Origin of the sequence: Pseudomonas citronellolis (assembly GCF_900112375.1) — a bacterium.
GTDB lineage: Bacteria > Pseudomonadota > Gammaproteobacteria > Pseudomonadales > Pseudomonadaceae > Pseudomonas > Pseudomonas citronellolis.
Genome location: NZ_FOLS01000005.1, coordinates 126,345 through 151,562 on the forward strand (window position 1 = coordinate 126,345; position 25,218 = coordinate 151,562).

The following is a 25,218-nucleotide window of genomic DNA, read 5'->3' on the forward strand; positions in this document are numbered from 1 at the left end:
AATCCTCTTGTAGTGGGTGGCGGTTCTTCAGGCTTGCGGATCGAACGGCCGCAGCCAGTCGAGCAGGGCGCCGCGGTAGCGGCTCAGGCCCTTGTAGTCGGCGATCGGCTCGGGCAGGTCGCGCAGCACGCGGTACAGGCGCCGGGCCCAGTGCGGCTGGGTGGCCAGCTCGTTCATGCTGATCAGGTAGGTGCGGATGCTGAACATCAGCGCGTGGCTGCGCGGCAGGCGCGCCATCACCTGCAGCTCCACGCGCAGGTGCACCAGCTCGCCGGCGTTCTGCGCGGTGACGCTGCCGCGGTCGGCGCCCCACTCGTGGTAGGTCTCCGGCGAGGTGTCCAGGCGCGGGTTGATGGTCATGGTCCAGTTCAGCCGGCGCATCGGCTGGCCCACCTGCAGGTTCAGCAGGTACTTCAGGGCGCGGTCGAACACGCCCATCTGGTGCGCCATGGGCACCGGCGAGTGCCACTGCTTGAAGCTCATGCCGGCGTCGAAGGCCAGCGACCAGTCGGCCGGGCCGGTGACCATGCCGGCGTCCATGAACAGGTCGCCGTCGCGCTGGTCGAGCAGGGCGAAGTCGCCCTGCACCTGGCGGGTGATGTATTCCAGCGGCTCGCAGGGCAGGGTGCTCGCATCGCCATAGGTGAAGCGCTGGTGGATGCCCAGCACCAGGTTGCGCCACTCCCACTGCGCGCCTTCGCGGTGCAGCTGGAAGTACTGCGGGTAGTCGGTGCAAAGGCGCTCCATCAGCAGCGCCAGGGCGTCCCAGGCGGCCGGCTGCATGTGCGGCATCACCAGGCAGCGCGTCGGGTCGCGCTGCAGCACCAGGGCGCGCTCGGCCACCTCGGAGCGGTAATGCTCGTCGATGTCGAACAGGTGCTCGAACACCGAACCCGGCTCGCGCGGCACGGCCGGCTCGATGTTCACCGAGTACTGGTACTGGTCTTCCGGGAAGGGGAACGGGAAGCGGCGGATGGCCTCCGCGCTGTTGGCGAAGCTGAAGGCCTCGCGGTAGCGCTCCACCGGCTTGAGGGTCGTGGGCATCGTGGTTCTCCTAGAGGTCGAGCAGGATCGGGCCGCAGCCGCGGGATACGCAGGGCATCAGGCTGCCGGCGCGTTCGCCGGCGTCGAGGACGTGGTCGCGGTGCTCCACCTCGCCCTTGAGGTAGCGCGTCTGGCATTGGCCGCAGACCCCGCCGCGGCACAGGCTGGGCACTTCCACGCCGGCGCCTTCCAGGGCTTCGAGCAGGCTCTGCTCGGCGCCCACTTCCAGCTGGCGGCCGCTGCGCGCCAGCTCCACGCGGAACGGCTGGCCCGGCTCGGGCGCGGCGAAGGCTTCCCAGTGCACCCGCGAGTCGCTCCAGCCCAGCGCCGCGGCCTGCTCGCGCAGGGCCAGCAGCAGGCGCTGCGGGCCGCAGGCGTAGACGTGGCTGCCCAGCGGGCGGTGGCGCAGCAACTGATTGAGGTCCAGCGCGCGCTGGGCGCCGTCGTATTCGTGCAGGCGCTCGCCGAGCAGGTCGCGCAGCTCGCCCAGATAGGCGTCGCTGATCCCGCTGCGGTAGGCGTAGTGCAGTTCGAAATCCGCGCCGCGGCGCAGCAGCTCGCGGCAGTGGGCGAGGAAGGGCGTGATGCCGATGCCGCCGGCCACCAGGATGTGCCGGCGCGCCTCGCCGTACAGGGCGAACAGGTTGGCCGGGGCGCCGACGCGCAGCCGGTCGCCGACCTGCAGTTGCTCGTGCAGGTAGCGCGAGCCGCCGCGGGATTTTTCCTGGCGGCGCACGGCGATGCGGTAGTGGCTGGCGTCGGCCGGATCGCCCAGCAGCGAGTAGGCGTTGCGCAGGCCGTTGGGCAGGCACAGCTGCACGTGGCTGCCGGCGGAGAAGCCGGGCAGCGCGCCGTCCACGGCCTCGAAGGTGAATTCGCGGATCACCGGGGTGAGGGCGCGCACGGCGCTCACCCGCACGTCGAAGAAGACGCTCATGGGCGGGCCTCCGCATAGGGGTGGTCGGCGTCGGCGCACACGCCCAGGTAGGCGCCCAGGCGCTGGGAGAAATGCCGCCGCACTTCCAGGCGCACGCCGCACTGGCGGCAGTCGTGGTGGTCGGCGGCGCCGGCGCTCTGCAAGGTGCCGCAGTGCACGCAGTACAGCGTGCGGGCGGCCCCGCCCTGGCGCAGCAGGTGGATCTCGTCGGGGAGCAGGCCGGCCTGGCGGGCCAGGGCATGCAGCGGCCAGAGGAAGGCCTCGTCGCCCCACAGCAGCAGCTGCAGGCCGACGCTGGCGCTGGCCAGGCGTTCCTGCAGGGCGCGCTGGGCGTTCTGCGCGTCGGTGGCCAGCAGTTCCAGTTCGCCGGCGGCCAGCCCGAGGCGGGCGGCCAGGGCGCGGGCCTGGTCGGCGTCGGCCTGTTGCATCACCAGCAGCGCCTGGCCGCCGGCCAGGCGCGGCGGGGCGTCGTAGCGGGGCAGGCTGGGCAGCGACGGGGCGCTGGCGCAGAGAGCGGTATCGGTCATGGCTTCCTCGCTGGGTGGGTCGCCGCCGTGCCCGATCCTGAGGCGCGGGGCCTTGTGTTGGTGCGCATCCGGGCGCTGGCGGCGGCGAACTTTCGTGTTTCGCGTTGGGGAAAATATTTTCCTGTTGCGAATAACCGCTCAATCCGCAGGAGGTGATATCTCCAAAGGGGTAAGGGCCGCGGGGAGGCCCCGCCGAGGGCATGAAAGTTGCTGCCGCTAGCGCAATTGCGAACGAGGGCTGGGCATGGGCGCACGGCGTGCGGGGTGGCTGGATCGCTGGCGGCAACGATGGCTCGCAGGGGCCGTCGCGGCCGCGCCACGGCGCGCCGAGGCCGAGCTGCTGCGCGGGTTGCTGGAGGAGCCGGGCAACTGGGCTCCGCTGGCGCGCCTGCTCGCCGACCTGGCGGCGGCCCATCCCGCCGCGGCGCCCTGCCTGCTGCTGGACGAGCCCGGCCTGGCGGAGCCGCTGCGCCGTCCGGCGGCCTTCTGCGCCGAGCCCGACTGCCCATTGCGCGACCTGCCGGCCTTACGCGCCGGCCCCTGCCGGCCCTGCCGGGCACGGGGCGAACCAAGGCTGCTGTGGCCGCTGGAGCCGGGCGGCCACGCTGCGCTGGCGCTGCAGGACGCCACTGGCCGCCAGCACCGGGCGCTGCTGGCCTGGTTGCCGCTGCTGGCCGCCAGCGCCCACGGCATCGCCCGCCAGCGCGCGCGGCTGCGCCTGGAGCGCCACGGCCAGGACACCCTGCTGGCCCGCGAGCTGCACGACTCGGTGGCCCAGCAGCTGGGCTTCCTGGCCTTCCAGGCGAACCGCCTGCAGGGCCAGTTGCAGCGCCCGCAGCAGGCCGCGCCGCTGCTGGAGGAATTGCGCCACGGCCTGCAGGCGGTGCAGCGCCAGGTCCGCGAGCTGATCGGCAATGCCCGGCTGAGCCTGGACGGGCGCAGCCTGCGCCAGTCGCTGCTGGATTCGGTGGAGGAGTTCGGCCGGCGCAGCACCATCGTCTTCGAGCTGGACAACCGCCTGCCCGACGGCCTGCTCGACGACGAGCAGGCCCTGCAGGTGCTGCAGATCGTCCGCGAGGCGCTGGCCAACATCGTCCGCCACTCCCACGCGCGCACCGCGCGCATCGACCTGCGCCTGGCCCGGGGCGAGCTGCGGGTGACGGTGGAGGACGACGGCGTCGGCCTGCAGGCCTGCGGTGAGACCGGCCACTTCGGCCTGTCGATCATGCGCGAACGGGCCCTGGCCATCGGCGCCGGCCTGAGCGTGAAGACCATTCCGCCACGGGGCACGCGGGTCGCGTTGCGGCTGCCCGGCGTGGCCCTCAACCCGGAGGAGAAAGCCGATGCACAGCGCCACCTTGCTGCTGATCGATGACCACCCGCTGTTCCGCCGCGGCCTGGCCGAGCTGCTCAGCGAAAGCGGCGAGTTCACCGTGGTCGGCCAGGCCTCCAGCGGCCGCGAGGGCATCAGCCTGGCCTGCCAGCTGAGCCCGGAGCTGATCCTGCTGGACCTGCACATGCCTGGCCTGGGCGGCCTGCAGGTGCTCGACGAGCTGCGCCAGCTGGAGCTGGACAGCCAGGTGATAGTGCTCACCGCCTCGGCCGACCGCGCCGAGCTGGCCGCCGCCCTGCGCCTGGGCGCCGAGGGCTACCTGCTCAAGGACACCGAGCCTGAGGCGCTGCTGGACTACGTGCGCGGCTGCGGCCGCGGCTCGGTGCAGCTGGACGGCAGCCTGGTGGCGCTGCTCGCCGAGCCCGGTCCCGCCGCGCCGCCGGACGAACTCACCGCCCGCGAGGGCCAGACCCTGGCGCTGATCGCCCAGGGCCTGAGCAACAAGCGCATCGCCCGCGAGCTGGGCATCAGCGACGGCACCGTGAAAATCTACGTGAAGAACCTGCTGCGCAAGTTCCACCTGGGCTCGCGCCTGGAACTGGCCGCCTGGGTCCATCGCGGCGGCGGCCCGCACTGAGGAGGACGGCACATGGCAACCCCCTTCGCCGATGGCCGCGACGACGGCGACCGCTACCCGGTGGCGCTGCTGCGCCTGGACGGCCGCGGCCGCATCCGCCGGGCCAACCGCGCCTGGCGCCTGTTGATGGGCGACAGCGGCCTGGGCGAGGAACTGGCCGCCTGCCTGCACCAGGAGGACCTGCCCGGCTGGCGCGCGGTGCTGCGCCAGGCCCGGCAGGGCGACGGCGCGCGGCAGTGCCTGCGCTTCATCGACGCCCACGGGCGCCTGCGCTGGTTCGACGTGCAGTTGGACGGCGACGCCGAGACGCTCTACCTGTCGCTCAGCGACGCCACCAGCCAGCGCCGCCAGGACGCCCGCCTGGAGGCCAGCCGGCGCGGCGCCGCCAGCCTGCTCGACGGCCTGCCCGGGCTGATCTACCGCGGGCGCAACAACCGCCAGTGGACCATGGAATTCGTCAGCGCCGGCTGCCTGCAGCTCACCGGCTACCCGGCGCACTACCTCACCGACACCTACGAACACAGCTACAGCACGCTGATCCTCGAGGAATACGCCGAATACGTCTGGGCCGGCGTGCAGCAGGCCCTGCTGCGCCGCGAGCCCTACGAGCTGACCTACCGCATCCGCTGCGCCGACGGGCGGATCAAGAACGTCTGGGAAAAGGGCGTGGGCATCTATGCCGACACCGGCGAGGTGCTCGGCATCGAGGGGGCCATCTTCGAGGTGGGAGCACCGCCGCCGACGTGACGATTTCGCCTGCCGCGGGCCCGTACCTGGTCGATACTCAAGCGGTCATGCCGGCGGCCGCCGGCGCGCGAGAGGACGAATGCGATGAGCGAAGACAAGCCTGTGGCGGCGGACGACGCCGGCGCCCTGATCAGCGCGCGGATCGCCGAGCTGGGCGACTGGCGCGGCGAGATGCTGGCGCGGGTGCGGGCGCTGGTGCGCGAGGCCGAGCCGGAGGTGGTCGAGCAGTGGAAGTGGCGGGGCGTGCCGGTGTGGTCGCGGGGCGGCATCCTCTGCACCGGCGAGACCTACAAGCAGGTGGTGAAGTTGACCTTCGCCAGGGGCGCGACGCTGGAGGACCCGGCGGGGTTGTTCAATGCCAGCCTCGAAGGTACGACGCGGCGGGCCATCGATATCCATGAGGGCGACGCGCTGGACGAGGCGGCGTTTCGCGCGCTGATCCGCGCGGCCGTGGCGGCGAACCTGGCGAAGCGCCGCGGCTAGCGGCGCGTCAGTGAGTCTTGAGGCCGGCGGCGGCCATGGCCAGGCGGATCGCCTCGGCGGCCAGCAGCACGCTGCCGACGCCGCCCAGCCACAGGGTGAGCAGCCACAGCAGTTGCTTGCGCAGGGGCTGGCTCGGCTGCTGCGGCGCGGGGTTCGGGATAGGGCTCATGTGGGCTCCGTGGCTGGGTTTCAGTGGCTCATTCGGCCGGGCTTTCGCCGGCGAGGATGGTGCGCGCCTCGGCGAAGCATTTCTCCGCCAGGGCCGAGCGCGGCTCGGTGCGCCGCTGCAGCAGGCCGATGGGGCTGTGGATGCTGGCGCCGGCGATGGGGGTGATGCGCAGGTGCTCGCTGAGGGTTTCCAGGCCGCAGTTCAGCGGCATGATGGCGCAGCACATGCCTTCGCCGATGGCCTGGATCAGTTGGAAGGTGGAGTCGCTCTCCAGCACCGGCAGCGGGTCCATGCCGCGGCTGCGGAAGCTCAGGTCGACGGACTGGCGGTAGTGCATGCCCTTGCTCAGCAGCCCCAGGGGCAGGTCGTTGAGCTTGTCCCACTTGAGCTCGCCGTCCTCGAACTGGAAGTGCCGCACGTCGTGCAGCAGGCCCATGGTGGTGGTGGCCAGTTCCAGCACTTCGAAGTAGGTGGTGTTGACCTGGTCGAGGTAGCAGATGCCCAGGTCCAGCTGGTTGCGGCTGAGGCCGTCGATGATCTGCTCCGAGCTCATCGACGATAGCTGGAACTGCAGCTCCGGGTAGCGCTGGGACAGCGGCTTGAGCACCTGCATCGGGTTGAAGCTGGACAGCGGCACCAGGCCCAGGCGCAGGCTGCCCACCAGTTGCCCGCGGCAGCTGGCGGCCTCGGCCTGCAGGCCGTCGTAGGCGGCCAGCAGGGTGCGGGCCCAGGCCAGGATGCGCTCGCCGGCCTCGGTGAAGCCCTCGAAGCGCTGGCCGCGGGTCACCAGCACCAGGTCCAGCTCGTCTTCGAGATTGCGCAGGCGCATGGACAGCGTGGGCTGGGTGATGTGGCAGAGCGCGGCAGCCTGCCCGAAGTGGCGGGTCTGGTCCAGGGCGATGAGGAACTTGAGCTGCTTGATGTCCATGGGAGCTGCCTGTCGGGTAGTGGGGGCCAAGGCCTGGCCGGCGTCATTTATCAGTATGTAGCCGAACGTGCGGCGCGGCGCCGTCGGTCTTGTCGTGGGAACGCGGATGAGCGGCACGTTACCGGGCGCGGCGGGCGGCGTCCAATCGTTGCTGCCGACCGCCCGATAGGCCGGCCTTATCGCGCCGCGAAAGGTCGCCGGCGCCGATAGAGGGCGTCGATCACCCGGTCTGCCATATCGATTGGACGGGGTAGGGGTTTGTCTCTAGCGTGGCTGCGAGTTCAATTTCGCGGAGACAAGGGCGTGAGCGTCAAACCCAATGCGGAATTCGTTCCGCTGAATATTGCCGTGCTGACCGTCAGCGATACCCGGACCTTCGACAACGACACGTCCGGCGAACTGCTGGCCAGCCGCAGCGTGGAGATCGGCCACCGCCTGGCGGCCCGCGTGCTGCTCAAGGACGACCTCTACAAGATCCGCGCCCAGGTCGCCGCCTGGATCGCCGACGACGACGTCCAGGTGGTGCTGGTGACCGGCGGCACCGGCTTCACCGCCCGCGACAGCACCCCCGAGGCGGTCGCCTGCCTGCTGGACAAGCAGGTCGAGGGCTTCGGCGAGCTGTTCCGCGCCCTGTCGATCCTCGACATCGGCACCTCCACCGTGCAGACCCGCGCCCTGGCCGGCCTGGCCAACGGCACCCTGGTGTGCTGCCTGCCGGGCTCCACCAATGCTTGCCGCACCGCCTGGGAAGGCATCCTCGCCGAACAGCTCGACGCCCGCCACCGCCCCTGCAACTTCGTCGCCCACCTCAAGCCCGGCCAGCGCTGCGAATCGCGGCAGTGAGCCCTCGTCGCCCGGCGCACTCTGCGCCGGGCGCCGCCGTCTTCAGCTGAGGATGCAGTCCACCGGCTCCAGCGGCCGCGGCAGCGCGCGCTCGCCGAGGGCGCCGAGGATGTCGCGCTCGATGACGCGGACCACGGCGTCCAGGGGCAGGTCGTTCTCGTCGCGGCCGAAGGGGTCTTCCAGCTCGTTGCCGATGGCGTCCAGGCCGAAGAAGGTGTAGCTGACGATGGTGGTGAACAGCGGCGCCATCCAGCCCAGCGGCTCGGCCATGGCGAAGGGCAGCAGGATGCAGAAGATGTAGATGGTGCGGTGCAGCAGCAGGGTGTAGGGGAAGGGCAGCGGCGTGCTCTTGATCCGCTCGCACACCGCCTGCGCCTCGCTGAGCCCGACCAGGCGCTGCTCCAGGGTGACGTAGCGCCACTCGCCCAGGGCGTTGCGCCGGGCCTGCGCCGAGCAGGCCGCGCCGATCTGCTGGAGGATGCCGTCGCTGACGTTGTGCAGCGCCACCGGCGCATCGGCCGCCAGCCAGGGCCGCGCCGCCTGCAGTTCGTCCTCGTTGCGCAGCCGCGCGTTGAGCGCGTGGGCATAGCCGCAGAGCGCCCGCAGCAGGCGTTCGCGCAGGGCGGCGTCGGTGATGGCGACGCTTTCGCGGATGAACGAGCGCATCTCGACGACCACCTGGCCCCAGGCCTTGCGGCCCTCCCACCAGCGATCGTAGCAGGCGTTGTTGCGGAAGCTCATGAAGATCGACAGCGACAGCCCCAGCAGGGTGAAGGGCGTGGCGCTGACCCGCGCGAAGAGTGCCGGATGGCGGCTTTCGACCAGCACGATCAGCGAGGCCAGCAGGGTGACCAGCAGGCTGCGCCAGGCGATGCGTTTGGCGATGGAGCCCTTGAGCGTGAACAGCACGCTGAACACGTTGGGCTGGGGGTGAACGATCATGGTGCTTCCGTGGACAGGGGGCGGTCGGCCGCCGGGTTCATGCAGCGTCGCCGGCCGCGCGGCGGTGGCGTTCGCCTTCGCGCCCGGGCATGGCCGGTCGAGGGCTTGCGGCGTATTCGGAGGAACTGTCTTCACAGCCTTGCGCCGAGGCTAGAGAGACGCCCCGGGAGCGTCAAATCGCTTTTGGTTACCAGCCGATAAGTGTGCTCTATCGGCCTCTTGCGACCAGGCTCCGGGCGCTTTGCCACGGGCTTTTCAGGACGATGGCCGACAGGGGTGGCGTGGTCGGAAGTTCCGCGGATGACGGCGTTCTTTCAATTGCAGCGGGCCCTGGAAAGTTCGCCTGGAATAACGTTTAGCGAACTATCCCGGCGGGACTTTCCCGGCCCGGGAACTGGCAGCGGCGGCTAGTCGCCGGCCAGGCACACGCGGTCGCGGCCCTGTTGCTTGGCCTGGTAGAGCAGGCGGTCGCAGCGGTCGAGCAGCTCGCCCGCTTCGGCGGCGCCGTCGGACAGCCCGCCGCCCAGGCTGATGGTCAGGTGGCAGAGGCGGTCGGGGCGCTTCAGGTGCTCGATGTCCAGTTCCGCCACGCGCTCGCGCAGGCGCTCGGCGACCTGGCGCAGCTCCAGCGGGCTGGCCACCTGCAGGAGGATGACGAATTCCTCGCCGCCGTAGCGGAACACCCGGGCCTGGCCGCTGCGCAGGGTGTCGGCCATGCAGTTCGCCACCTCGCACAGGCAGCGGTCGCCGGCGGGGTGGCCGTAGTGGTCGTTGAACGGCTTGAAGTAGTCGATATCGGCCAGCAACAGGGCGAAGGGCCGGCCGTGGCTGCGCATCTGCCGCCAGCTTTGCTCCAGGTGCAGGTCGAAGGCGCGGCGGTTGCCCACGCCGGTCAGCGCGTCGGTGGCGGCCAGGGCCTGCAGGCGCTGGTTCAGCTCGGCCAGTTCGGCGCGCTGGCGCTGGCCTTCCAGGTCGGCGAGGAAGGCCCGGCGCACGCCGTTGATGTTGGTCCAGCTGATGAACAGGCTGAAGGCCAGCACCGGCAGGTAGACCAGGGTGAACACCAGCAGCGCCTTGGGTTCGCCGGCGTGGATCAGCGCCACGTTGCCGAGGATCACCGCCGAGATGGCGATGGAGCAGGCCAGGATGCCGGCGAAGGAATAGCGCACGCCGAGGTTGCCCAGGACGATGAACACCACCGAGGCGTAGAGGAAGGTGGGCACCTCCGGCGAGGCGCTGCGCTTGAGCAGTTCGAACCAGGCGATGGCCGAGACGATGTCGTGCAGCGGCATCAGCAGGTCCATCAGCAGCACGCTGCGGCTGTGGCGGAACACCAGGTAGATGTTCAGCAGGCCGACCAGGCTGAGCGCCCCGCGCAGCAGCAGCGACTGCAGGGCCATGTCCGGGATCAGCGCGGCGTCGGCGAGGACGTAGGCGTCGTAGGCCGCCATGGCGATGAAGTTGATCGCCAGCAGGAAGCCGCGGTAGTGCTGCAGCACGTAGGCGCGCAGGGCCGGCTGCAGGTGCGCGGGGATGTGCCGCTCGCTGCTGGCCGTGGGGTGCTCGGGTAAGCTCATGACGCCTGCCTGTGGCCGGTCCATCGGGGTGTCGCGCGCCGGTCCACGCCCGACACGCTACTGCTGGACTGTGTCGGCAGGATGTAGGCCGGCTTGAACGGGCGTGGGCGCCGGCCGCCGTGTGGCTCACAGCTCATCGAGCATCTCCCGGCCCAGTTGCAGCGCGCCCTTGAAGTCCAGGGCCTGGACCAGCTCGTTGAAGCGCAGGAAATGCCGCGGCCAGGCGTGCTGGTGGCGGGCCAGCGCGTCCAGGCGGTCGAGGGCGTCGAGGTTGCCCGACTCCAGCAGGCCGAGGATTTCCCCCACCCGCTCGCGCACCTGCGGGCGGCTGAGTTGCGTGGCGGTGCCCGGGGCCAGGCCGGGCGGTTCGGCGAACAGCGCCTGCAGCTCGGCCAGTGTCACCGCCAGCAATTGCCGCAGCTCGTCCACCGGCAGCGTGGCGAGGGCAGCGGCCTGCGCCTCGGCCGGGGTGCGCAGCAGCTCGGCTTCCAGGGCCGCGCAGCGCGCAGCCAGGGCACGGGCGCCCATGGTGCCGGCGCTGCCCTTGAGGGTGTGCAGCAGGCCGGCGCTGGCGCTCACGTCGCCGCTGCCGCGCAGGCTGTCGAGGCGCCCCAGCAGCTTGTCCATCTCCGGCTCGAAGCTGCGCAGCACGCGGTGGATCAGCTTCTCGTCGCCGCCGAAGCGGCCCAGCACGCTGTCGCGGCCCTCGACGATGGCGTCTTCCTCCGGCAGCTGCGGCGGCGCTTCCCGCGCGCGCTGCGGCGCCTCCAGGTGGGCCAGCAGGCGGTTGACCATGTGTTCCTTGTCGATCGGCTTGGCGATGTGGTCGTTCATCCCCGCCAGCAGGCAGGCCTCGCGGTCGGCCTGGGCGGCGTTGGCGGTCATGGCGAGGATCGGCAGGGCGGCGAAACGGCCGTCGGCGCGGATCCGCCGGGTGGCCTCCAGGCCGTCGATGTCGGGCATCTGCACGTCCATCAGCACGGCGTCCAGGGGCACGCCGCTATGGCACACCTGCTCGACGCCTTCCAGGCCGCCCTCGGCCAACAGCACCTCGGCGCCCTCGCTGGCCAGCAGTTCGGCGGCCACCTGGCGGTTCAGCGCGTTGTCCTCCACCACCAGCAGGCGCCGCCCGGCCAGGCGCCTGCTGTCGGCGGCGGGCGCCGTGGCCGGCTCGGCGGCCTGGCCGCCCAGGGCCTGCTGCACGCTGTCGGCCAGTTGCCGCGGGGTGACCGGCTTGGTCAGGAAGTCGATGAAGGGCGGGGTGTCGCCGTCGCGCACGTCGGCCAGCACCTCGCGGCCGTAGGCGGTGATCATGATGATGGTCGGCGGCGTGTGCGCCCCGGCCTCGCGCTGGATCAGCCGCGCGGCGCGCAGGCCGTCGAGGTCGGGCATGCGCCAGTCCATCAGCACCACGTCGTAGCTCAGGCCAAGGCCCGTGGCCTCGCGGTAGCGTGCCACCGCCTGCATGCCGCCGCTGACCTGGTCGGCCTGCCAGCCCAGGGACTCGCAGGTGCGCAGCAGCAGTTCGGCGGCGCTGGGGTTGTCGTCCACCACCAGCAGCCGCAGCGGCCGGTCGATGACGGCGCAGCCGGCCTTCAGCGGCCGTTCGCCGACCACCGCCAGGTCCAGGTCGAACCAGAAGCGGCTGCCGAAGCCCAGCTGGCTTTCCACCTGCAGGCGGCTGCCCATCAGTTCCACCAGGCGCTTGCAGATGAACAGGCCCAGGCCGGTGCCGCCGAAGCGCCGGGTGGTGGAGGCCTCGGCCTGGGTGAAGCTGTCGAAGATGCTCTGCAGCTGCGCCGGGCCGATGCCGATGCCGCTGTCGCGCACGCCGATGCGCAGGCGCAGGCGGTCGCCCTCGCGGCCCAGCTGTTTGACGCTGACCACCACCTGGCCGTGGTCGGTGAACTTGATGGCGTTGCCGGCCAGGTTGATGAGGATCTGCTGCAGGCGCAGGGCATCGCCCAGCAGGCTGCCGGGCAGGTTGGGGTCGATGTCGAAGAGCATCTCGACGTCCTTGCTGCCGAGGTTGCCGGAGAGCACCACGGCGAGGTCGCGCATCAGCGTCTCCAGCTCGAAGGGGTGCTCCTCCAGCAGCAGCTTGCCGGCCTCGATTTTGGAGTAGTCGAGGATGTCGTTGAGCAGGCCGAGCAGGGCGGTGGCGGCGGAGTGGGCCTTGTCGACGTAGTCGCGCTGGCGCGGGTTCAGCTCGGTCTGGCGGGCCAGGAAGAGCATGCCCAGCACGGCGTTCATCGGCGTGCGGATCTCGTGACTCATGTTGGCCAGGAAGCTGGACTTGGCCGCGTTGGCGGCGTCGGCCTGCTCCTTGGCCTGGCGCAGCGAGGCCTGCATCTCGCGCTCGCGGGTGATGTCCAGGTTGATGCCGGTGACGCGCAGCGGCGTGCCGTCGGCGTCGCGCTCGACGCGGGCGGCGGCCTGGATGTAGCGCACCTGGCCGTCGGGGCGGACGATGCGGAAGGTCGGCTCGTAGTTGCCGTGGCCCTGCACCGCGGCGTTCAGGCTGGCGAGGGTGGCCGGGGCGTCCTCCGGGTGCAGGCGCTCGCGCCAGTGGCCGATGTTCAGGCCGTTGCCGTTGAGTTCCGGCGGCTGCTGGTAGAGCTCGAACATGCGCTCGTTCCAGTGCAGGGTGTCGTCGGCCGGGCGCCACCACCAGATGCCCAGGCCGGCCGCCTCGGCGGCCAGGGCCAGTTGGTCGTGGGCCAGGCGCAGGCGGTCCTCGGCGGCCTTGCGCTCGGTGATGTCGACGGCGATGCCCAGGTAGCCGCTGACCTGGCCGGCCTCGTCGCGCATGGCGGTGACCACCAGGCTCATCGGCACGCGGCTGCCGTCCTTGCGCAGGTAGGTCCATTCGCGGGTCTCGGCGCCTTCGTCCTCGGCCTTCTGCACCAGGGCGCGGAAGCCCGGCACCGGGCGGCCGTATTCCTCGCCCAGCTGGGCGGCGCGCGTGGCCACCTCGTCCTCCGGGTGCAGGCGTTGCGGGGTGGCCTGGCCGACCAGTTCCTCGGCGCGGTAGCCCAGCAGGCGCTCGGCGCCGCGGTTGAAGATGCGGATGATGCCGCCGGCGTCGGTGGCGATGATCGACACCTCCGAGGCCGAGTGCAGCACGCCGGTCAGCAGGCGGTTGGCCGCGGCGAGTTCGGCGGTGCGCTCGGCCACCTGGCGTTCCAGGCCGCTGTTGAGTTCGTGGATGCGCGCTTCGGCGGCCTTCTGCGCGGAGATGTCGCGCACCGTGGTCGAGGTGCCCACCACTTCGCCATGGGGGCCGCGGATGGGCGAGGCGCTCAGCGACACGTCGATCAGCCGGCCGTCCTTGTGCCGGCGCTGGGTGTCGAAGGGCGGCAGGCGCTCGCCCTGGGCCACGCGGCGCAGCAGCGGTTCCTCTTCGGCCACCCGCTCGGCGGGCACCAGCAGGCCGTTGGCCTGGCGCCCGAGGACTTCCTCGGCTGTATAGCCGAGCAGCTTCTGCGCGCCGGCGTTCCAGCTGGTGATCTCTCCCTGCAGGTTCTTGCCGGCGATGGCGTCGGCGGAGGATTCGACGATCGCCGCCAGCCGCGCCTGCTGCTCCAGCACCTGGGCGCGGCGCTGGCGGCTGACCGCGGTGGCCCCGAGCAGGGCGGCCAGCAGCAGGCTGCCCAGGCAGCCGGCGCCGAACACCAGGGGCGGGGAGAGCGGGTGCAGGCGCTGGACGAACGCCGGGTGGGCGCTGAAGTCGATCTGCCAGCGGCGGCCGAACACGTCGCGCTGCAGGCTCTGCGGGTACAGCCGCGGTGCCTTGGAGTCGTCGGCGCTGCTGTAGAAGGTGTCGCCGGGCTCGCCGTCGGTCACGTCGGCGAGCTGGAAGTGCACGGCGGCGTCGTCCAGGCGCAGGTCGTCGAGCACCTCGCCCATCAGCAGCGGCGCGTAGCTCAGGCCGATGGCCTGGGCCTCGCGCTGTTCGATGCTGGCCGGGGTGACGCCGCCGCGGTAGATGGGCAGCAGCATCAGGAAGGACTGCTGGGATGCGCCGGAAGCTTGCACCAGGGTGATGGGCGCGGAGAGCCGCGGCAGCCCGGTGCGCAGCGCCGCCTGGGCGGCCTGCTGGCGGCGCGGCTCGGAGGCCACGTCCAGGCCGATGGCGGCCAGGTTGGGCTGTTCCGGTTCGATGTACTGGATGACGTAGCGCTCGCCGGGGTTGGGCCTCACCTCGTGCACGGCGAAGTCCGGCCGGCCTTCGGCGCGGGCGTTGCGCAGGAAGTCGTCGAGCGCCCCGGCCGGCACCCGGCGGACGAAGCCGAAGCCGCGGGCGCCGGGAAACTCCCGGGCGACGTCGCGGGTCTGGCTGTAGCGGTGGAAGACCTCGCGGCTGATGTGCGCCTCGCCGGCGGTCAGCACCGCGCCGCGGGCGCCGCGCAGGCCGTACTGGTACAGCTCGATGCGCGCCAGCACGGTGTCGGCCAGGCGGTTGGCCTCCTGGGCCACGGCGGCGCGCGCCTGCTGTTCGTTGCCGCGCTGCACCAGGGCGGCGCCGAGGGCCGAGCAGAGCACGCCCAGGGCCAGGACGGCCCAGGACCAGCGGTTGAACCTGAGGTTGCCCGGTGTCGTCTTCACCCGATCCTTCCCGTTGCGGTGGTGCCCGTGGCACGGAGGTTCATGCTTGCAGGCCGTCGGCTAGCAGGCGGCTCATGTCGTCGCGGGGCACCGGGCGGCAGTAGAGGTAGCCCTGCATCACCGGGCAGCCCAGCGCCGCCAGCGCGCTTTCCTGGTTCGGGCATTCCACCCCTTCGGCCACCAGCTCCAGGCCCAGGGCCTGGGCGAGCTTGATGATGGCCTCGATGATCGCCGCGTCGCTGCGGTCCTGGAGCATGTCGCGGACGAAGCTCTGGTCGATCTTCAACACGTCCACCGGGAAGCGCTTGAGGTAGGCCAGGCTGGAGTAGCCGGTGCCGAAGTCGTCGATGGCGATGCGCACCCCCAGTTCGCGCAGCGCCGCCAGGGTCTGGCGCGAGGCGTAGCGGTCGCTGGCCAGCACGCCCTCGGTGATCTCCAGTTCCAGGTTGCCCGGCTGCATGCCGGTCTGGGCGAGGATCTCGGCCACCTGGTCGACGAAGCTCTCGCTGCGGAACTGCACCGCCGAGATGTTCACGCTGACCGTCAGCGCGTGCCCGGCATCGTTCCAGGCGCGGGCGTCCTGGCAGGCGCGCAGGAGGATCTGCTGGCCGATGGGCACGATCAGCCCGGTTTCCTCGGCCAGCGGGATGAACTCCGCCGGCGGCACCAGGCGGCCCTCGCCGTCGCGCCAGCGGATCAGCGCCTCGACGCCGACGATGGCGCGCGTGGCGGCGTGCACCTTGGCCTGGTAGAACACCTCGAACACACCCAGCTCCAGGGCCAGGCGCATGTGCCGTTCGAGCAGGTGGCGGGCGCGCATGCGCGCCTCGATGTCCGCCGAGAAGAAGCTGTAGCCGTTGCGCCCGGCGGCCTTGGCCTGGTACATGGCGGCGTCGGCGTGGCGGTAGAGGTCCTCGGCGCCGTCGCTGTCGTCGGGGTAGAGGCTGATGCCGATGCTGGCGGTGAGGTGGTAGCTGGTGCCGCGGATGACGTAGGGCTCGCCCAGGGCCGCCTGCACCCTCGCGGCGAAGTCGCCGATGGACTCCAGGCTGTGCACCTCCGGCAGCAGCACGGCGAACTCGTCGCCGCCCGGCCGGCACACGGTGTCCATGGCCCGGCACTGGCGGCTGAGGCGCAGGGCGGTCTCCTGCAGGATGGCGTCGCCCAGGGAGTGGCCCTCGGCGTCGTTGACCGCCTTGAAGTTGTCCAGGTCCAGCAGCAACAGGCCGACGCGCTGCTGGTTGCGCCGCGCGCCCTCGATGGCCTGGGCCATGCGGTCGGCGAGCAGGGCGCGGTTGGGCAGGTTGGTCAGCGGGTCCTGGTTGGCGAGGATCTTCGCCATGTGCCGCAGGCGCGCGTGGGTGCGGATGCGCGCGCGGGCCACCGGCAGGTTCATCGGCTTGGTGATGAAGTCCACGCCGCCCATCTGCAGGGCGCGCAGCTCGTGGGCCACCTGGTCGTAGGCGGTGACGAAGATCACCGCGGCGTCGTTGAGCTTGGCGTCGGCCATCAGCGCCTGGCACACCTCGAAGCCGTCCATCCCGGGCATCTCGATGTCCAGCAGGACCACGTCCGGGCGGATGCGCCGGGCCAGTTCCAGGGCCTGGCGGCCGTCCGAGGCGAAGTGCGTCACGCCCAGCCCCCTGGCCGCCTCGCCCAGCAGCTGTATGTCGCTGACCTGGTCGTCGACGATCAGGATGACCGAGTCGAAGTTACGCGGATCTTCCGGCATTCCATTGCTCCAGCGGAACACTTCTGTAGGAGAATTCTGGCATGAGGCTAGCCTAGATCACGAGAGCCTACCTCTACATGATGGCGAATTGGCATGTTTTCTCGGGATTGCCGTGCGGGTAGCGGCCGATGAGCTGTGTCTGTCAGCTGATGGGCTGTCATGACGCCAGAACGCCATTATGGATAGACTCGAAACGACGGCCGACTTTCCCGGCGGTTCCCTGGGTGCCTGAGCGAGCAGTGTGCAGATGCAGTCCGTGAGTACGGGATACGCGATGGAGAGTATGGGCGAGCGCCACCATGCCGGGCTGTTGCGCCTGGCGTTGGGCCACCTGGCCCTGGATGCGGCGGCGCTGACGCGCGATGACGGCGGCGCCTGGCGGCTGTGCGCCTGCCTTGGCCTGGGCGCCGAGGACAGGGCCTGGCTGGAACGCCCGGGCGGGCCCCCCGACGACGGCGCGGCGGCGCTGGCCGCGCGCTGGGCGTTCCAGCACGTGTGCCCGCTGCGCTCGGCCGACGGCCTGTCGCTGGGGCAGCTCTGGCTGCTGGGCGAGCGCCCGCGCGAGCTGGACGCTCCCCAGGCCGAGGCCCTGGCCGAATACGCCGGCCTGGCCGCCGCGCTGCTGGAACTGGAGCGCGGCGCCGAGCGCACCCGCATCACCGAGCGGCGCCTGGCGCTGGCGGTGGAGGGCAGCGGCACGGGCATCTGGGACCGCCACGTGCCCAGCGGCGTCATCCATTACTCCTCCGGCTGGAAGGCCCTGCTGGGCTACACCGAGGACGAGATCGGCGAGCGCATCGAGGAAAGCTACGCCCGCGTGCACCCGGACGACCTGGCCTACGTCAGGGCGACCATGGAGGCGCACTTCGCCGGGCAGACCGCGGCCTACGAGGTGGAGCACCGCATCCGCCGCAAGGACGGCAGCTACATGTGGGTGTGCAGCCGCGGCAAGGTGGTCGAGCGCGACGAGCAGGGGCGGGCGCTGCGCATGCTCGGCACCACCACCGACATCACCGCCCAGCGCGTGCTGGCCGAGAAGCTGCGGCAGAACCTCGAACTGCTCACCGACCTGACCAACGAGATTCCCGGCATGGTCTTCCAGTACCGCCGCCTGCCCGACGGCTCGGCGCGCTTCCCCTACGTCAGCGCCGGCAGCCGGGAAATCTACGGCATGGCCCCGGAGGAACTGGCCGACGGCCCTACCGAGCGCATCCGCGCGATCATCCACGACGAGGACATGCCGCGCTACCTGGCCGCGCTGGAAGCCTCGGCGCGGACCCTGGTGCCCTGGGAGCTGGAGTACCGCGTGCAGCTGCCGGAGCAGGGCGTGCGCTGGCGCCAGGGCCACGCCCACCCGCGCCGCCAGGCCGACGGCAGCGTGCTCTGGCACGGCTTCATCACCGACATCACCGAGCGCAAGCGCATCGAGGCCGAGCTGCAGGTGCTGGCCACCACCGACTTCCTCACCCAGTTGCCCAACCGGCGCTGCTTCATGCACCAGCTGCAGGCCGAGCTGGGCCGCGTGCAGCGCGGCGGCGAGCGCAGCGCCGCGGTGCTGATGTGCGACCTGGACCACTTCAAGGCGATCAACGACCGCTGGGGCCACGCGGTGGGCGACCTGGCCCTGCGCCATTTCGCCGACGTCCTCGCCGGCCTGGTGCGGCGCAGCGACTGCGTCGGGCGCATGGGCGGCGAGGAGTTCGCCGTGCTGCTCAGCGACGCCAGCCGCGACAACGCCGTGGCCTTCGCCCAGCGCCTGCAGGAGCACCTGGCGCAGACCCCGCTGGTGCACGCCGGCGAGCGCATCCCGCTGACGCTGAGCATCGGCGTCGCCGACATGCTCGCCGGCGACGCCACGGCCGAGGCGGTGCTGTCGCGCAGCGACCTGGCGCTGTACCGCGCCAAGCAGGCCGGGCGCAACCGCATCGAGTACCTCTGAACGGGCCGGATGGCCTGCCTTGGGCTATGGTGCAGGGAGCACCGCCCAAGGGAGGCCACCGTGAACCCGCAAGTCGAAGTGCAGGTCGCCGGCCCGGACGAGGAGCCGCTGCTGGCGGCCATGCTGCCGGGTTACCTGCGCGAGCTCGGCGTCGAGTCGGACCTGTACCCGTACCTGGCGCTGTACTGGCTGGAGTCCGGGCGCCGGCCCTACCTGATCCGCGTCGGCGGCCAGGTGGCCGGCTTCGCCCTGGTGCGCGCCCTGGAGCGGCCGGGGCTGCACGAACTGGCCGAGTTCTACGTCGGCCAGGCGTTCCGCCGCCAGGGCGTGGGTCGCGCCGCGGCCTGGGCGTTGTTCGAAGGGCAGCCCGGCGACTGGCAGCTCAACGTGCTGACCGGCAACTGCGACGCCCTGGCGTTCTGGCTGCGGGTGGTGCCGCGCGGCACCGTGCCGCTGCCGGTGGACGATCCCGAGGCCTGGCCGCACTTGCGCTTTCGCTTTCACGTCGGCTGACCCTTGCCAGGCGCCGCCGCGCCGGGCAGATTGGCGCCCGCATTCATTTCCCCAGCCCTGGAGCCCTTCATGCCGCACTTCACCGCCACTGTCACCGTCAGCGCCGAGCACCGGGGGCGCGAAACCGAGGCCGTGGACAATCCGGCCATTGCTGTCGAGCTGCGTACTCTGGAGCCGGGGGTGATGGAGCTGGTGTTCCAGGGGCAGCTGGATGCGCCGGAGGAGCCGAGTCACGTTTGCGTGAGTCTGGACAACGGCCTCAACTACTACGGGCCGATCACTGGCGGCAGTGCGGACGAGAAGGGTGGGCGGATCAGTTTCGAATGCGACATGGTTGAGCCCGAACTGCTGGTCTGATCGCCCGGCCCCTGTAGGAGCGAGCTTGCTCGCGAACGGAGTTTCCTGGCGGAGTAGATGCTGGGTTCAAGAGCGCCCTCTCCCCAACCCTCTCCCTGAAGGGAGAGGGGGCTGTCCTGAGCGGCTTGTCGGTCAGGCGCCATCCTCACACCTTCGTCATTCCCGCGAACGCGGGAACCCAGTGGCTTGGGGGCTTGGTGTAGCGCGCCGCACCGAGTCTGCGGAGGTTTTTTGTTTCGCCCCCTCGGGCGAGTCCCTTTTGTCAAACGGTGGAAGGCCACCCCCGCAAAAAGGAACCAAAAAGGCTTGCCCCAACATACGGGCCCGACAAAGCCGGGCTACCCTCACGAACTCCCCCGCCACGGAGGCCCGCCCCGAGGGTACGTCCCTGTAGCCCGCGGGGCTCTCGCGACATCCATGTCGCATGACCTCCTGAGCGGGGGTTTCGTTCGGCCTGCTGAAGGGGCGTTTCGGAGTGCGTGGAGGTTTCTCTGGAAATCCGAATCGCGGACAGAGTCCGCTCCTACAGTTACAGGGAAGCACGGGCGTAGGAGCGGACTCCGTCCGCGATTGGACTCAACGCCCCCGCTGGACATCCCGGTGGCACGAATGGCCCCCTCTCCCGCTTGCGGGAGAGGGCTGGGGTGAGGGCGCTCTTAACCCCAGGTGCATAGGGCTCCGGTGCCTCCGACGAACGGCCGAAAAACCGTCGCGCGCACCGAATAACGCCCCACCCTGGGGTGTTCACTCCTGGCCACCCCCGCCGTCGCCAGGAGATTCCGCCATGACCCCGCGCCCCGCCGTCCACCTCCCGTCGCTGCTGTTGCTGGCCTGCCTGGGCGTCGTGCTTTCCGGCGGCCCGCTGCGGGCCGACGGTGGCGGCGGCAACGATGACGACCGCTCCCAGGCCGCGCCCGACTGCCCGGCCGGACAGGTCCGCGAGCGCGCCGAGCAGCGCTGCGTCGAGCAGACCAGCGCCAGCCTGGGCGACGCCGACCGCACCGCCTACGCCTACCGCCTGGCCAAGGCCGGGCGTTACCAGGAGGCCCTGGCGCTGCTGGACAGCCTGCGCCAGCCGAACACCGCCGAGGCGCTCAACTACCGCGGCTATGCCACGCGCAAGCTGGGTCGCGTGGATGAAGGCATCGGCTACTATCTGCAATCAGTACGCCTCGATCCGCAGTACGCCAAGGTGCGCGAGTACCTGGGCGAAGCCTACGTGACCCAGGGGCGCCTGGACCTGGCCCGCGAGCAGTTGCGCAGCATCCAGGGGCTCTGCAGCACGGGCTGCGAGGAATACCGTGACCTGGCGCAGGCGATAGCCGCGTCCGCGACCCTATGAACGAGCGCAGCCAGACGCTGTGCCCGCCGGCATGGGAGCACCCGCGGACCCCGGCCGTGGTGCCCGAGCGTCATCCACCCGGCCCGCCGTCGCGGCGGCCGCGCAGCCCAGCGGAGGCGGCTATCGCACAACCTGCGGATATTCGCGCCGAGATCGGCCAGTACCTGGCGCGCCTGTGGCGCTACGCCATGGTCCTGGCGCACCAGCCCCACGTCGCCGACGACCTGGTGCAGGCCACCTGCGTGAGGGCGCTGGAACGCGCCGCCCAGTTCAGCGCCGGTAGCCGCCTGGACCGCTGGCTGTTCTCCATCCTGCGCTCCATCTGGCTCAACGAGGTGCGCGCGCGGCGGGTGCGCAGCGGCCACGGGGTGGTGGACGCGGAAAGCGAACTGGTGTTCGACGGCGAGCGCCAGGCCCAGGCCGAGGTGCTCGCCAGTCAGGTGCTGCGGCGCGTGGCGGCGCTGCCGGAGGCACAGCGCGAGACGCTGTTCCTGGCCTATGTCGAGGGCCTCAGCTACCGCGAGGTGGCGGACATCCTCGGGGTGCCGGTGGGCACGGTGATGAGCCGCCTGGCGGCGGCCCGCTTGAAACTGGCCGAAGCCGCGGCGCCGGACGACGCGGAAGCGGCCAGGGGAGGACGGCGATGAACGAACATGGCACAGGCCCGCGGGTTTCCGACGAGACCCTGGTCGCCTTCATCGACGGCGAGCTGGACGCCGCGCAGGCCCGCGAAGTGGAGGCGCGGATCGCCGCCGACGCCGAACTGGCCCAGCGTTTCGACACTCTCTGCCGCGGCGGCCAGGGCCTGGGCGAGGCCTTCGACGCGCTGCTCGACCAAGCCCCGCTGCAGCGCCTGGGCGCCGGCCTGGCCAGCCTGCCGCTGGCGCAACCGCGGGCGCCGCGCCGGCGTGGCCTGGCCCTGGCCGCGGCGGCCTGCCTGGTGCTGGGCATGGCCCTGGACCGCCTGCTGCTCGGCGGCCTGCCGCTGCACCACGAAGAGGACTTCAACTGGCGCCAGCGGGTGGCCGACTACATGTCGCTGTACACCGTGCAGACCCTCGACCACCTGCCGGGCGATGTGGCCATCCACCAGGCCCAGCTGGCCACGGTGGGCGAGCGCCTGGGCCTGGCCCTGCCGGCGCCGGACCTGGCCCTGGAAGGCGCCCAGCTGCGCCGCGCGCAGATCCTCGAATACGACGGCATCCCCATCGCCCAGCTCACCTACCTGGACGCGCGCTACGGCCCCATGGCGCTGTGCATCACCCGCAGCGACGGCCGCGCCGCCGCGCCGCAGCAGGAGCGCCGCGAGGGCATGAACCTGGTGTACTGGCAGGACGCCGGCCACGCCTACCTGCTGATCGGCCACAACCCGCCGCAGGACCTGCAGTCCATGGCCGCCGGCCTGCGCCAGCGCCTGGGAGGCGGGGGTGGGGTGTGAAAGCCTGGCTGGTGGGGCTGCTGCTGGTCGCCGCCGCGTCGTTGCAGGCGGCGCCCCAGGAACACTGGCGCCTGGCCCGTGACGAGGATGGCATCCGCGTCTACCTGACCGCGGTGCCCGGCTCGCGCTACCAGAGCTACCGCGGCGTGGCCGACATGCGCGCCGACGTGGCCACCCTGGCCGACCTGCAGGAGAACCTGCGGGTGGCCTGCAAGTGGCTGTACGCCTGCGCCGAACTGCGCCTGCTGAAGGCCAGCGGCGACGACGTGTGGCTGTACATGAGCACCCAACTGCCCTGGCCGGTGCAGCCGCGCGATATGGTGCTGCTGGTGACCACCCGGCGCACTGCCGATGGTGGCCTGCTGCGGGATATCCGCGCGTTGCCGGACTACCTGCCGGTGGTGCCGGGGCAGATTCGCGTGCGTGAGTTGAGCGGTATCTGGAGCCTGGCGCCGTTGGGGGATGGGCGTACAAGGGTGACTTACCAGATGCGTGCGGAGCCTGGCGGGAGTGTGCCGTCCTGGTTGGCGGATAGTTTTGTTGTCGATGCGCCGTTGGATACCCTGAGGACCCTGCGGGCGGTGGCGGAACGGCAGGCGCCGCGGCGGCCGTAGTTTTTAGCTTTGGCTTTTCGTAGGAGCGAGCTTGCTCGCGAATGGGGAGCTGTTCGTGCCACCGGAGCATCCGGCGTGGCCAGTGAGTCCAATCGCGGACGGAGTCCGCTCCTACGCCCGTGCTTCCCGCAACTGTCTACCGGCTGCGCCGAGGTGCTTTTCGTAGGATGGGTTGAGCTTGCGATACCCATGCTGCCGGGGTGATGGGTATCGCTCCGCTCAACGCCATCCTACGAAAAGCCGTGCTTCCTGGAACCGTAGGAGCGGACTCTATCCGCCCTACGATGAAACATCCGATCAGGATGACCCCGAACTCCCCATTCACTCCGAACGGCTCCCTCTCCCTCCGGGAGAGGGCTGGGGTGAGGGGGCTCTGCACGAACGCAAAAAAAGACCGGCCCTAGGGCCGGTCGAGGGTGACACCGGAGTAGGAGAGATCAACCGCGCTTGAGCACCAACGTCAGGATGTCGTAGCTGGCCACCAGCTCGCCGTTCTGGTTGGTGACTTCCACGTCCCAGGCGACCACGCCTTGCGGCTCGCCTTTGGGGCTCTTCTTGCCCTGGTCGATCTTGCGCTTGCAGGTCAGGCGGGCCTGAATGGTGTCGCCGATGCCCACCGGGTTGATGAAACGCAGGGTGTCCAGGCCGTAGTTGGCCAGCACCGGGCCGACGCCGGGGGAGACGAACAGACCGGCGGCCGCCGAGAGCACGAAGTAGCCGTGGGCGATGCGCTTGCCGAACTGCGAGTCCTTGGCCGCCAGCTCGTCGAAGTGCATGTAGAAGTGATCGCCCGACAGGCAGCCGAAGTTCACCAGGTCGGCCTCGGTGACGGTGCGCCGGTGGGTCAGCAGCGATTCGCCGATCTTCAGCTCGTCGAAGTAGCGGCGGAACGGGTGCACGTCGGTCTCGTAGACCTGGGCGCCGCGCACGTATTCGCCGGTGACCGCCATCAGCATGGTCGGCGAGCCCTGTACCGCGGTGCGCTGCAGGTAGTGCTTGACCGCGCGCACGCCGCCCAGCTCTTCGCCGCCGCCGGCGCGGCCCGGGCCGCCGTGCTTGAGCACCGGCAGCGGCGAGCCGTGGCCGGTGGATTCGGCCGCCGACTCGCGGTCGAGGATGTGCAGGCGGCCGTGCAGGGCGCCCATCACCGGCACCACCTTGGCCGCGACCTGCGGATCACGGGTGATCAGGCTGGCCACCAGGCTGCCCTTGCCGCGGGCGGCCAGGGCGATGGCTTCGTCGAGGTCGTCGTAGGCCATCAGGGTGCTGACCGGACCGAAGGCCTCGATGTCGTGGGCGCCACCTTCGGCGTGCGGGTCGCGGCTGCGCAGCAGGGTCGGGGCGAAGAACGCGCCTTCGCCGACACCTTCGCCGCGCGGGGCGAAGCCGTCCTTCGCGCCGAAGACCAACTCGCTGGATTTCAGCAGCGCTTCCACGCGCTCGGCCACGTCGGCCTGCTGGGCGTGGGAGGCGAGGGCGCCCATCTTCACGCCTTCCACCGACGGGTCGCCGACCACGACTTTGGCCAGGCGTTCGCGCAGGCGTTCGGCCACGGCGTCGATGTGCTTGGCGGGGACGATGGCGCGGCGGATGGCGGTGCATTTCTGCCCGGCCTTGGCGGTCATCTCGCGAGCCACTTCCTTGACGAAGAGGTCGAATTCCTCGTCGACCGGGGTGACGTCCGGGGCCAGGATGGCGCAGTTCAGCGAGTCGGCCTCGGCGTTGAAGGGCACCGAGTTGCGGATCAGGTTGGGGTTCACCCGCAGCTTGGCGGCGGTGTCGGCGGAGCCTGTGAAGGTGACGATGTCCTGGCCCTGCAGGCGGTCGAGCAGGTCGCCCGTGCCGCCGATGATCAGCTGCAGGCTGCCGGCCGGCAGCAGGCCGGATTCGTGCATCAGGCGCACGGCGGCTTCGGTCACGTAGCTGGTGGCGGTGGCCGGCTTGACGATGCAGGGCATGCCCGCCAGGAAGCTGGGCGCGAACTTTTCCAGCATGCCCCAGATGGGGAAGTTGAAGGCGTTGATGTGCACGGCGATGCCGCCGCGCGGCACCAGGATGTGGCTGCCGGCGAACTTGCCTGTCTTGCCCAGGGGCATGGCCGGGCCTTCGTGGACCACGTTGCCCGAGGGCAGCTCGCGGCCGCCGACGCCGGCGTAGGCGAACAGGGTGCCGGCGCCGCCTTCGATGTCGATCCAGCTGTCGGCGCGGGTGGCGCCGGTGTGGCGGGAAATCTCGTAGAGCTGTTCCTTGCGCTCGGTCAGGTACAGGGCCAGGGCCTTCAGGCACTGGGCGCGCTGCTGGAAGTCCATGGCCATGAGTGCGGTCAGGCCGCTCTGGCGGGCGTGGGCCACGGCTTCGGCGAAGTCCGGGGCCTCTTCGTGGGTGCGTGCCACGAGCTGGCCGTTCAGTGCGCTACGCAGCGCCTGGGCGCCATGCTGGCCGATCCAGCGGCCGCCGATGAAACTCTGCAGGGTGGGCTCTTGGGCCATCACTCTATCCTCCAAAAGG

General features: G+C 70.9%; 22 protein-coding genes. 12 read left to right on the forward strand and 10 right to left on the reverse strand.

Going from position 1 to position 25,218, the window contains the following annotated elements:
• Positions 1-27 precede the first annotated feature (27 nt).
• The 3 genes from BM060_RS06780 to BM060_RS06790 are packed head-to-tail and all read right to left on the reverse strand — an operon-like array spanning position 28 to position 2,508.
• Positions 28-1,044, reverse strand: coding sequence for a heme-dependent oxidative N-demethylase family protein (locus tag BM060_RS06780; protein WP_074978513.1), 1,017 nt, complete (start codon positions 1,042-1,044; stop codon positions 28-30).
• Between the two features lie 10 nt (positions 1,045-1,054).
• Positions 1,055-1,981 carry a PDR/VanB family oxidoreductase gene (locus tag BM060_RS06785; protein ID WP_074978515.1) on the reverse strand — a complete coding sequence of 309 codons (927 nt, stop codon included), beginning with the start codon at positions 1,979-1,981 and terminating at the stop codon, positions 1,055-1,057.
• Positions 1,978-2,508, reverse strand: coding sequence for a dimethylamine monooxygenase subunit DmmA family protein (locus tag BM060_RS06790; RefSeq protein ID WP_074978519.1), 531 nt, complete (start codon positions 2,506-2,508; stop codon positions 1,978-1,980). Before BM060_RS06790 ends, BM060_RS06785 begins: the two co-directional genes overlap by 4 nt.
• A gap of 244 nt (positions 2,509-2,752) precedes the next feature.
• On the opposite strand from BM060_RS06790, the gene BM060_RS06795 reads away from it, so the two are divergent.
• The 4 genes from BM060_RS06795 (at position 2,753) to BM060_RS06810 (ending at position 5,708) form a co-directional block, all read left to right on the forward strand.
• Positions 2,753-3,883, forward strand: a complete 1,131-nt coding sequence (locus BM060_RS06795) for a sensor histidine kinase (RefSeq protein WP_083426730.1) — start codon at positions 2,753-2,755, stop codon at positions 3,881-3,883.
• Positions 3,852-4,478 carry a response regulator gene (locus BM060_RS06800; protein ID WP_009622532.1) on the forward strand — a complete coding sequence of 209 codons (627 nt, stop codon included), beginning with the start codon at positions 3,852-3,854 and terminating at the stop codon, positions 4,476-4,478. Before BM060_RS06795 ends, BM060_RS06800 begins: the two co-directional genes overlap by 32 nt.
• Positions 4,479-4,490: 12 nt before the next feature.
• Entirely contained in the window at positions 4,491-5,225 is a 735-nt protein-coding gene (locus BM060_RS06805; RefSeq protein WP_009622530.1) for a PAS domain-containing protein, read from the forward strand.
• An 84-nt stretch (positions 5,226-5,309) separates the two neighbouring features.
• Entirely contained in the window at positions 5,310-5,708 is a 399-nt protein-coding gene (locus BM060_RS06810) for a DUF1801 domain-containing protein (protein WP_074978525.1), read from the forward strand.
• A 7-nt stretch (positions 5,709-5,715) separates the two neighbouring features.
• On the opposite strand, the gene BM060_RS06815 is transcribed toward BM060_RS06810, so the two are convergent.
• Together BM060_RS06815 and BM060_RS06820 are read right to left on the reverse strand one after the other, a co-directional pair.
• Positions 5,716-5,877, reverse strand: a complete 162-nt coding sequence (locus tag BM060_RS06815) for a DUF2474 family protein (protein ID WP_009622514.1) — start codon at positions 5,875-5,877, stop codon at positions 5,716-5,718.
• Between the two features lie 28 nt (positions 5,878-5,905).
• Positions 5,906-6,805 (reverse strand): LysR family transcriptional regulator, encoded by a 900-nt coding sequence (locus BM060_RS06820; RefSeq protein ID WP_009622512.1) that lies wholly within the window; start codon positions 6,803-6,805, stop codon positions 5,906-5,908.
• A gap of 303 nt (positions 6,806-7,108) precedes the next feature.
• Here BM060_RS06820 and moaB point away from each other — a divergent pair, with 303 nt between their 5' ends.
• Positions 7,109-7,648, forward strand: a complete 540-nt coding sequence (moaB, locus tag BM060_RS06825; protein WP_009622510.1) for a molybdenum cofactor biosynthesis protein B — start codon at positions 7,109-7,111, stop codon at positions 7,646-7,648.
• A 42-nt stretch (positions 7,649-7,690) separates the two neighbouring features.
• Here the strand turns inward: moaB and BM060_RS06830 are convergent, their stop codons facing one another.
• The 4 genes from BM060_RS06830 to BM060_RS06845 all read right to left on the reverse strand — a co-directional run bounded on the left by BM060_RS06830 (position 7,691) and on the right by BM060_RS06845 (position 16,507).
• Positions 7,691-8,590, reverse strand: coding sequence for a bestrophin family protein (locus BM060_RS06830; RefSeq protein WP_043271761.1), 900 nt, complete (start codon positions 8,588-8,590; stop codon positions 7,691-7,693).
• 407 nt (positions 8,591-8,997) lie between these two features.
• On the reverse strand, positions 8,998-10,167 hold the full coding sequence (locus BM060_RS06835) for a GGDEF domain-containing protein (RefSeq protein ID WP_074978528.1): 1,170 nt from the start codon (positions 10,165-10,167) through the stop codon (positions 8,998-9,000).
• A 126-nt stretch (positions 10,168-10,293) separates the two neighbouring features.
• Entirely contained in the window at positions 10,294-14,775 is a 4,482-nt protein-coding gene (locus BM060_RS06840; protein WP_074978530.1) for a PAS domain S-box protein, read from the reverse strand.
• A 40-nt stretch (positions 14,776-14,815) separates the two neighbouring features.
• Positions 14,816-16,507: a putative bifunctional diguanylate cyclase/phosphodiesterase gene (locus tag BM060_RS06845; protein ID WP_074978533.1), complete on the reverse strand. Its 1,692-nt coding sequence runs from the start codon at positions 16,505-16,507 to the stop codon at positions 14,816-14,818.
• Between the two features lie 247 nt (positions 16,508-16,754).
• Between BM060_RS06845 and BM060_RS06850 the strand changes: the two genes are divergently transcribed.
• From BM060_RS06850 to BM060_RS06880, 7 genes are all read left to right on the forward strand, one after another.
• Entirely contained in the window at positions 16,755-18,446 is a 1,692-nt protein-coding gene (locus tag BM060_RS06850) for a sensor domain-containing diguanylate cyclase (protein ID WP_074978536.1), read from the forward strand.
• A gap of 60 nt (positions 18,447-18,506) precedes the next feature.
• The gene (locus tag BM060_RS06855) at positions 18,507-18,959 is read left to right on the forward strand and encodes a GNAT family N-acetyltransferase (protein ID WP_074978539.1); all 453 of its coding nucleotides are present in this window, start codon (positions 18,507-18,509) and stop codon (positions 18,957-18,959) included.
• Positions 18,960-19,028: 69 nt separating this feature from the next.
• A complete protein-coding gene (locus BM060_RS06860) occupies positions 19,029-19,316 on the forward strand; it encodes a hypothetical protein (RefSeq protein ID WP_074978542.1) in 288 nt (95 codons plus the stop codon).
• A gap of 784 nt (positions 19,317-20,100) precedes the next feature.
• Positions 20,101-20,658: a tetratricopeptide repeat protein gene (locus BM060_RS06865; protein ID WP_074978545.1), complete on the forward strand. Its 558-nt coding sequence runs from the start codon at positions 20,101-20,103 to the stop codon at positions 20,656-20,658.
• A gap of 152 nt (positions 20,659-20,810) precedes the next feature.
• Positions 20,811-21,305 carry an RNA polymerase sigma factor gene (locus BM060_RS06870; protein WP_255314669.1) on the forward strand — a complete coding sequence of 165 codons (495 nt, stop codon included), beginning with the start codon at positions 20,811-20,813 and terminating at the stop codon, positions 21,303-21,305.
• Entirely contained in the window at positions 21,302-22,096 is a 795-nt protein-coding gene (locus BM060_RS06875; protein ID WP_074978548.1) for an anti-sigma factor family protein, read from the forward strand. Before BM060_RS06870 ends, BM060_RS06875 begins: the two co-directional genes overlap by 4 nt.
• Positions 22,093-22,710 carry an START domain-containing protein gene (locus BM060_RS06880; RefSeq protein WP_083426732.1) on the forward strand — a complete coding sequence of 206 codons (618 nt, stop codon included), beginning with the start codon at positions 22,093-22,095 and terminating at the stop codon, positions 22,708-22,710. The genes BM060_RS06875 and BM060_RS06880 overlap by 4 nt, the downstream gene beginning before the upstream one ends.
• A gap of 437 nt (positions 22,711-23,147) precedes the next feature.
• Here BM060_RS06880 and paaZ read toward each other — a convergent pair whose 3' ends face one another.
• Positions 23,148-25,199, reverse strand: a complete 2,052-nt coding sequence (gene paaZ, locus BM060_RS06885) for a phenylacetic acid degradation bifunctional protein PaaZ (protein ID WP_074978551.1) — start codon at positions 25,197-25,199, stop codon at positions 23,148-23,150.
• Positions 25,200-25,218: the final 19 nt, after the last annotated feature.

Coding starts and splice junctions, on each gene's coding strand:
- BM060_RS06780 (WP_074978513.1), bottom strand. CDS start 1,044: ATGCCCACGACCCTCAAGCCGGTGGAGCGCTACCGCGAGGCCTTCAGC.
- BM060_RS06785 (WP_074978515.1), bottom strand. CDS start 1,981: ATGAGCGTCTTCTTCGACGTGCGGGTGAGCGCCGTGCGCGCCCTCACC.
- BM060_RS06790 (WP_074978519.1), bottom strand. CDS start 2,508: ATGACCGATACCGCTCTCTGCGCCAGCGCCCCGTCGCTGCCCAGCCTG.
- BM060_RS06795 (WP_083426730.1), top strand. CDS start 2,753: ATGGGCGCACGGCGTGCGGGGTGGCTGGATCGCTGGCGGCAACGATGG.
- BM060_RS06800 (WP_009622532.1), top strand. CDS start 3,852: ATGCACAGCGCCACCTTGCTGCTGATCGATGACCACCCGCTGTTCCGC.
- BM060_RS06805 (WP_009622530.1), top strand. CDS start 4,491: ATGGCAACCCCCTTCGCCGATGGCCGCGACGACGGCGACCGCTACCCG.
- BM060_RS06810 (WP_074978525.1), top strand. CDS start 5,310: ATGAGCGAAGACAAGCCTGTGGCGGCGGACGACGCCGGCGCCCTGATC.
- BM060_RS06815 (WP_009622514.1), bottom strand. CDS start 5,877: ATGAGCCCTATCCCGAACCCCGCGCCGCAGCAGCCGAGCCAGCCCCTG.
- BM060_RS06820 (WP_009622512.1), bottom strand. CDS start 6,805: ATGGACATCAAGCAGCTCAAGTTCCTCATCGCCCTGGACCAGACCCGC.
- BM060_RS06830 (WP_043271761.1), bottom strand. CDS start 8,590: ATGATCGTTCACCCCCAGCCCAACGTGTTCAGCGTGCTGTTCACGCTC.
- BM060_RS06835 (WP_074978528.1), bottom strand. CDS start 10,167: ATGAGCTTACCCGAGCACCCCACGGCCAGCAGCGAGCGGCACATCCCC.
- BM060_RS06845 (WP_074978533.1), bottom strand. CDS start 16,507: ATGCCGGAAGATCCGCGTAACTTCGACTCGGTCATCCTGATCGTCGAC.
- BM060_RS06850 (WP_074978536.1), top strand. CDS start 16,755: ATGCAGTCCGTGAGTACGGGATACGCGATGGAGAGTATGGGCGAGCGC.
- BM060_RS06860 (WP_074978542.1), top strand. CDS start 19,029: ATGCCGCACTTCACCGCCACTGTCACCGTCAGCGCCGAGCACCGGGGG.
- BM060_RS06865 (WP_074978545.1), top strand. CDS start 20,101: ATGACCCCGCGCCCCGCCGTCCACCTCCCGTCGCTGCTGTTGCTGGCC.
- BM060_RS06875 (WP_074978548.1), top strand. CDS start 21,302: ATGAACGAACATGGCACAGGCCCGCGGGTTTCCGACGAGACCCTGGTC.
- paaZ (WP_074978551.1), bottom strand. CDS start 25,199: ATGGCCCAAGAGCCCACCCTGCAGAGTTTCATCGGCGGCCGCTGGATC.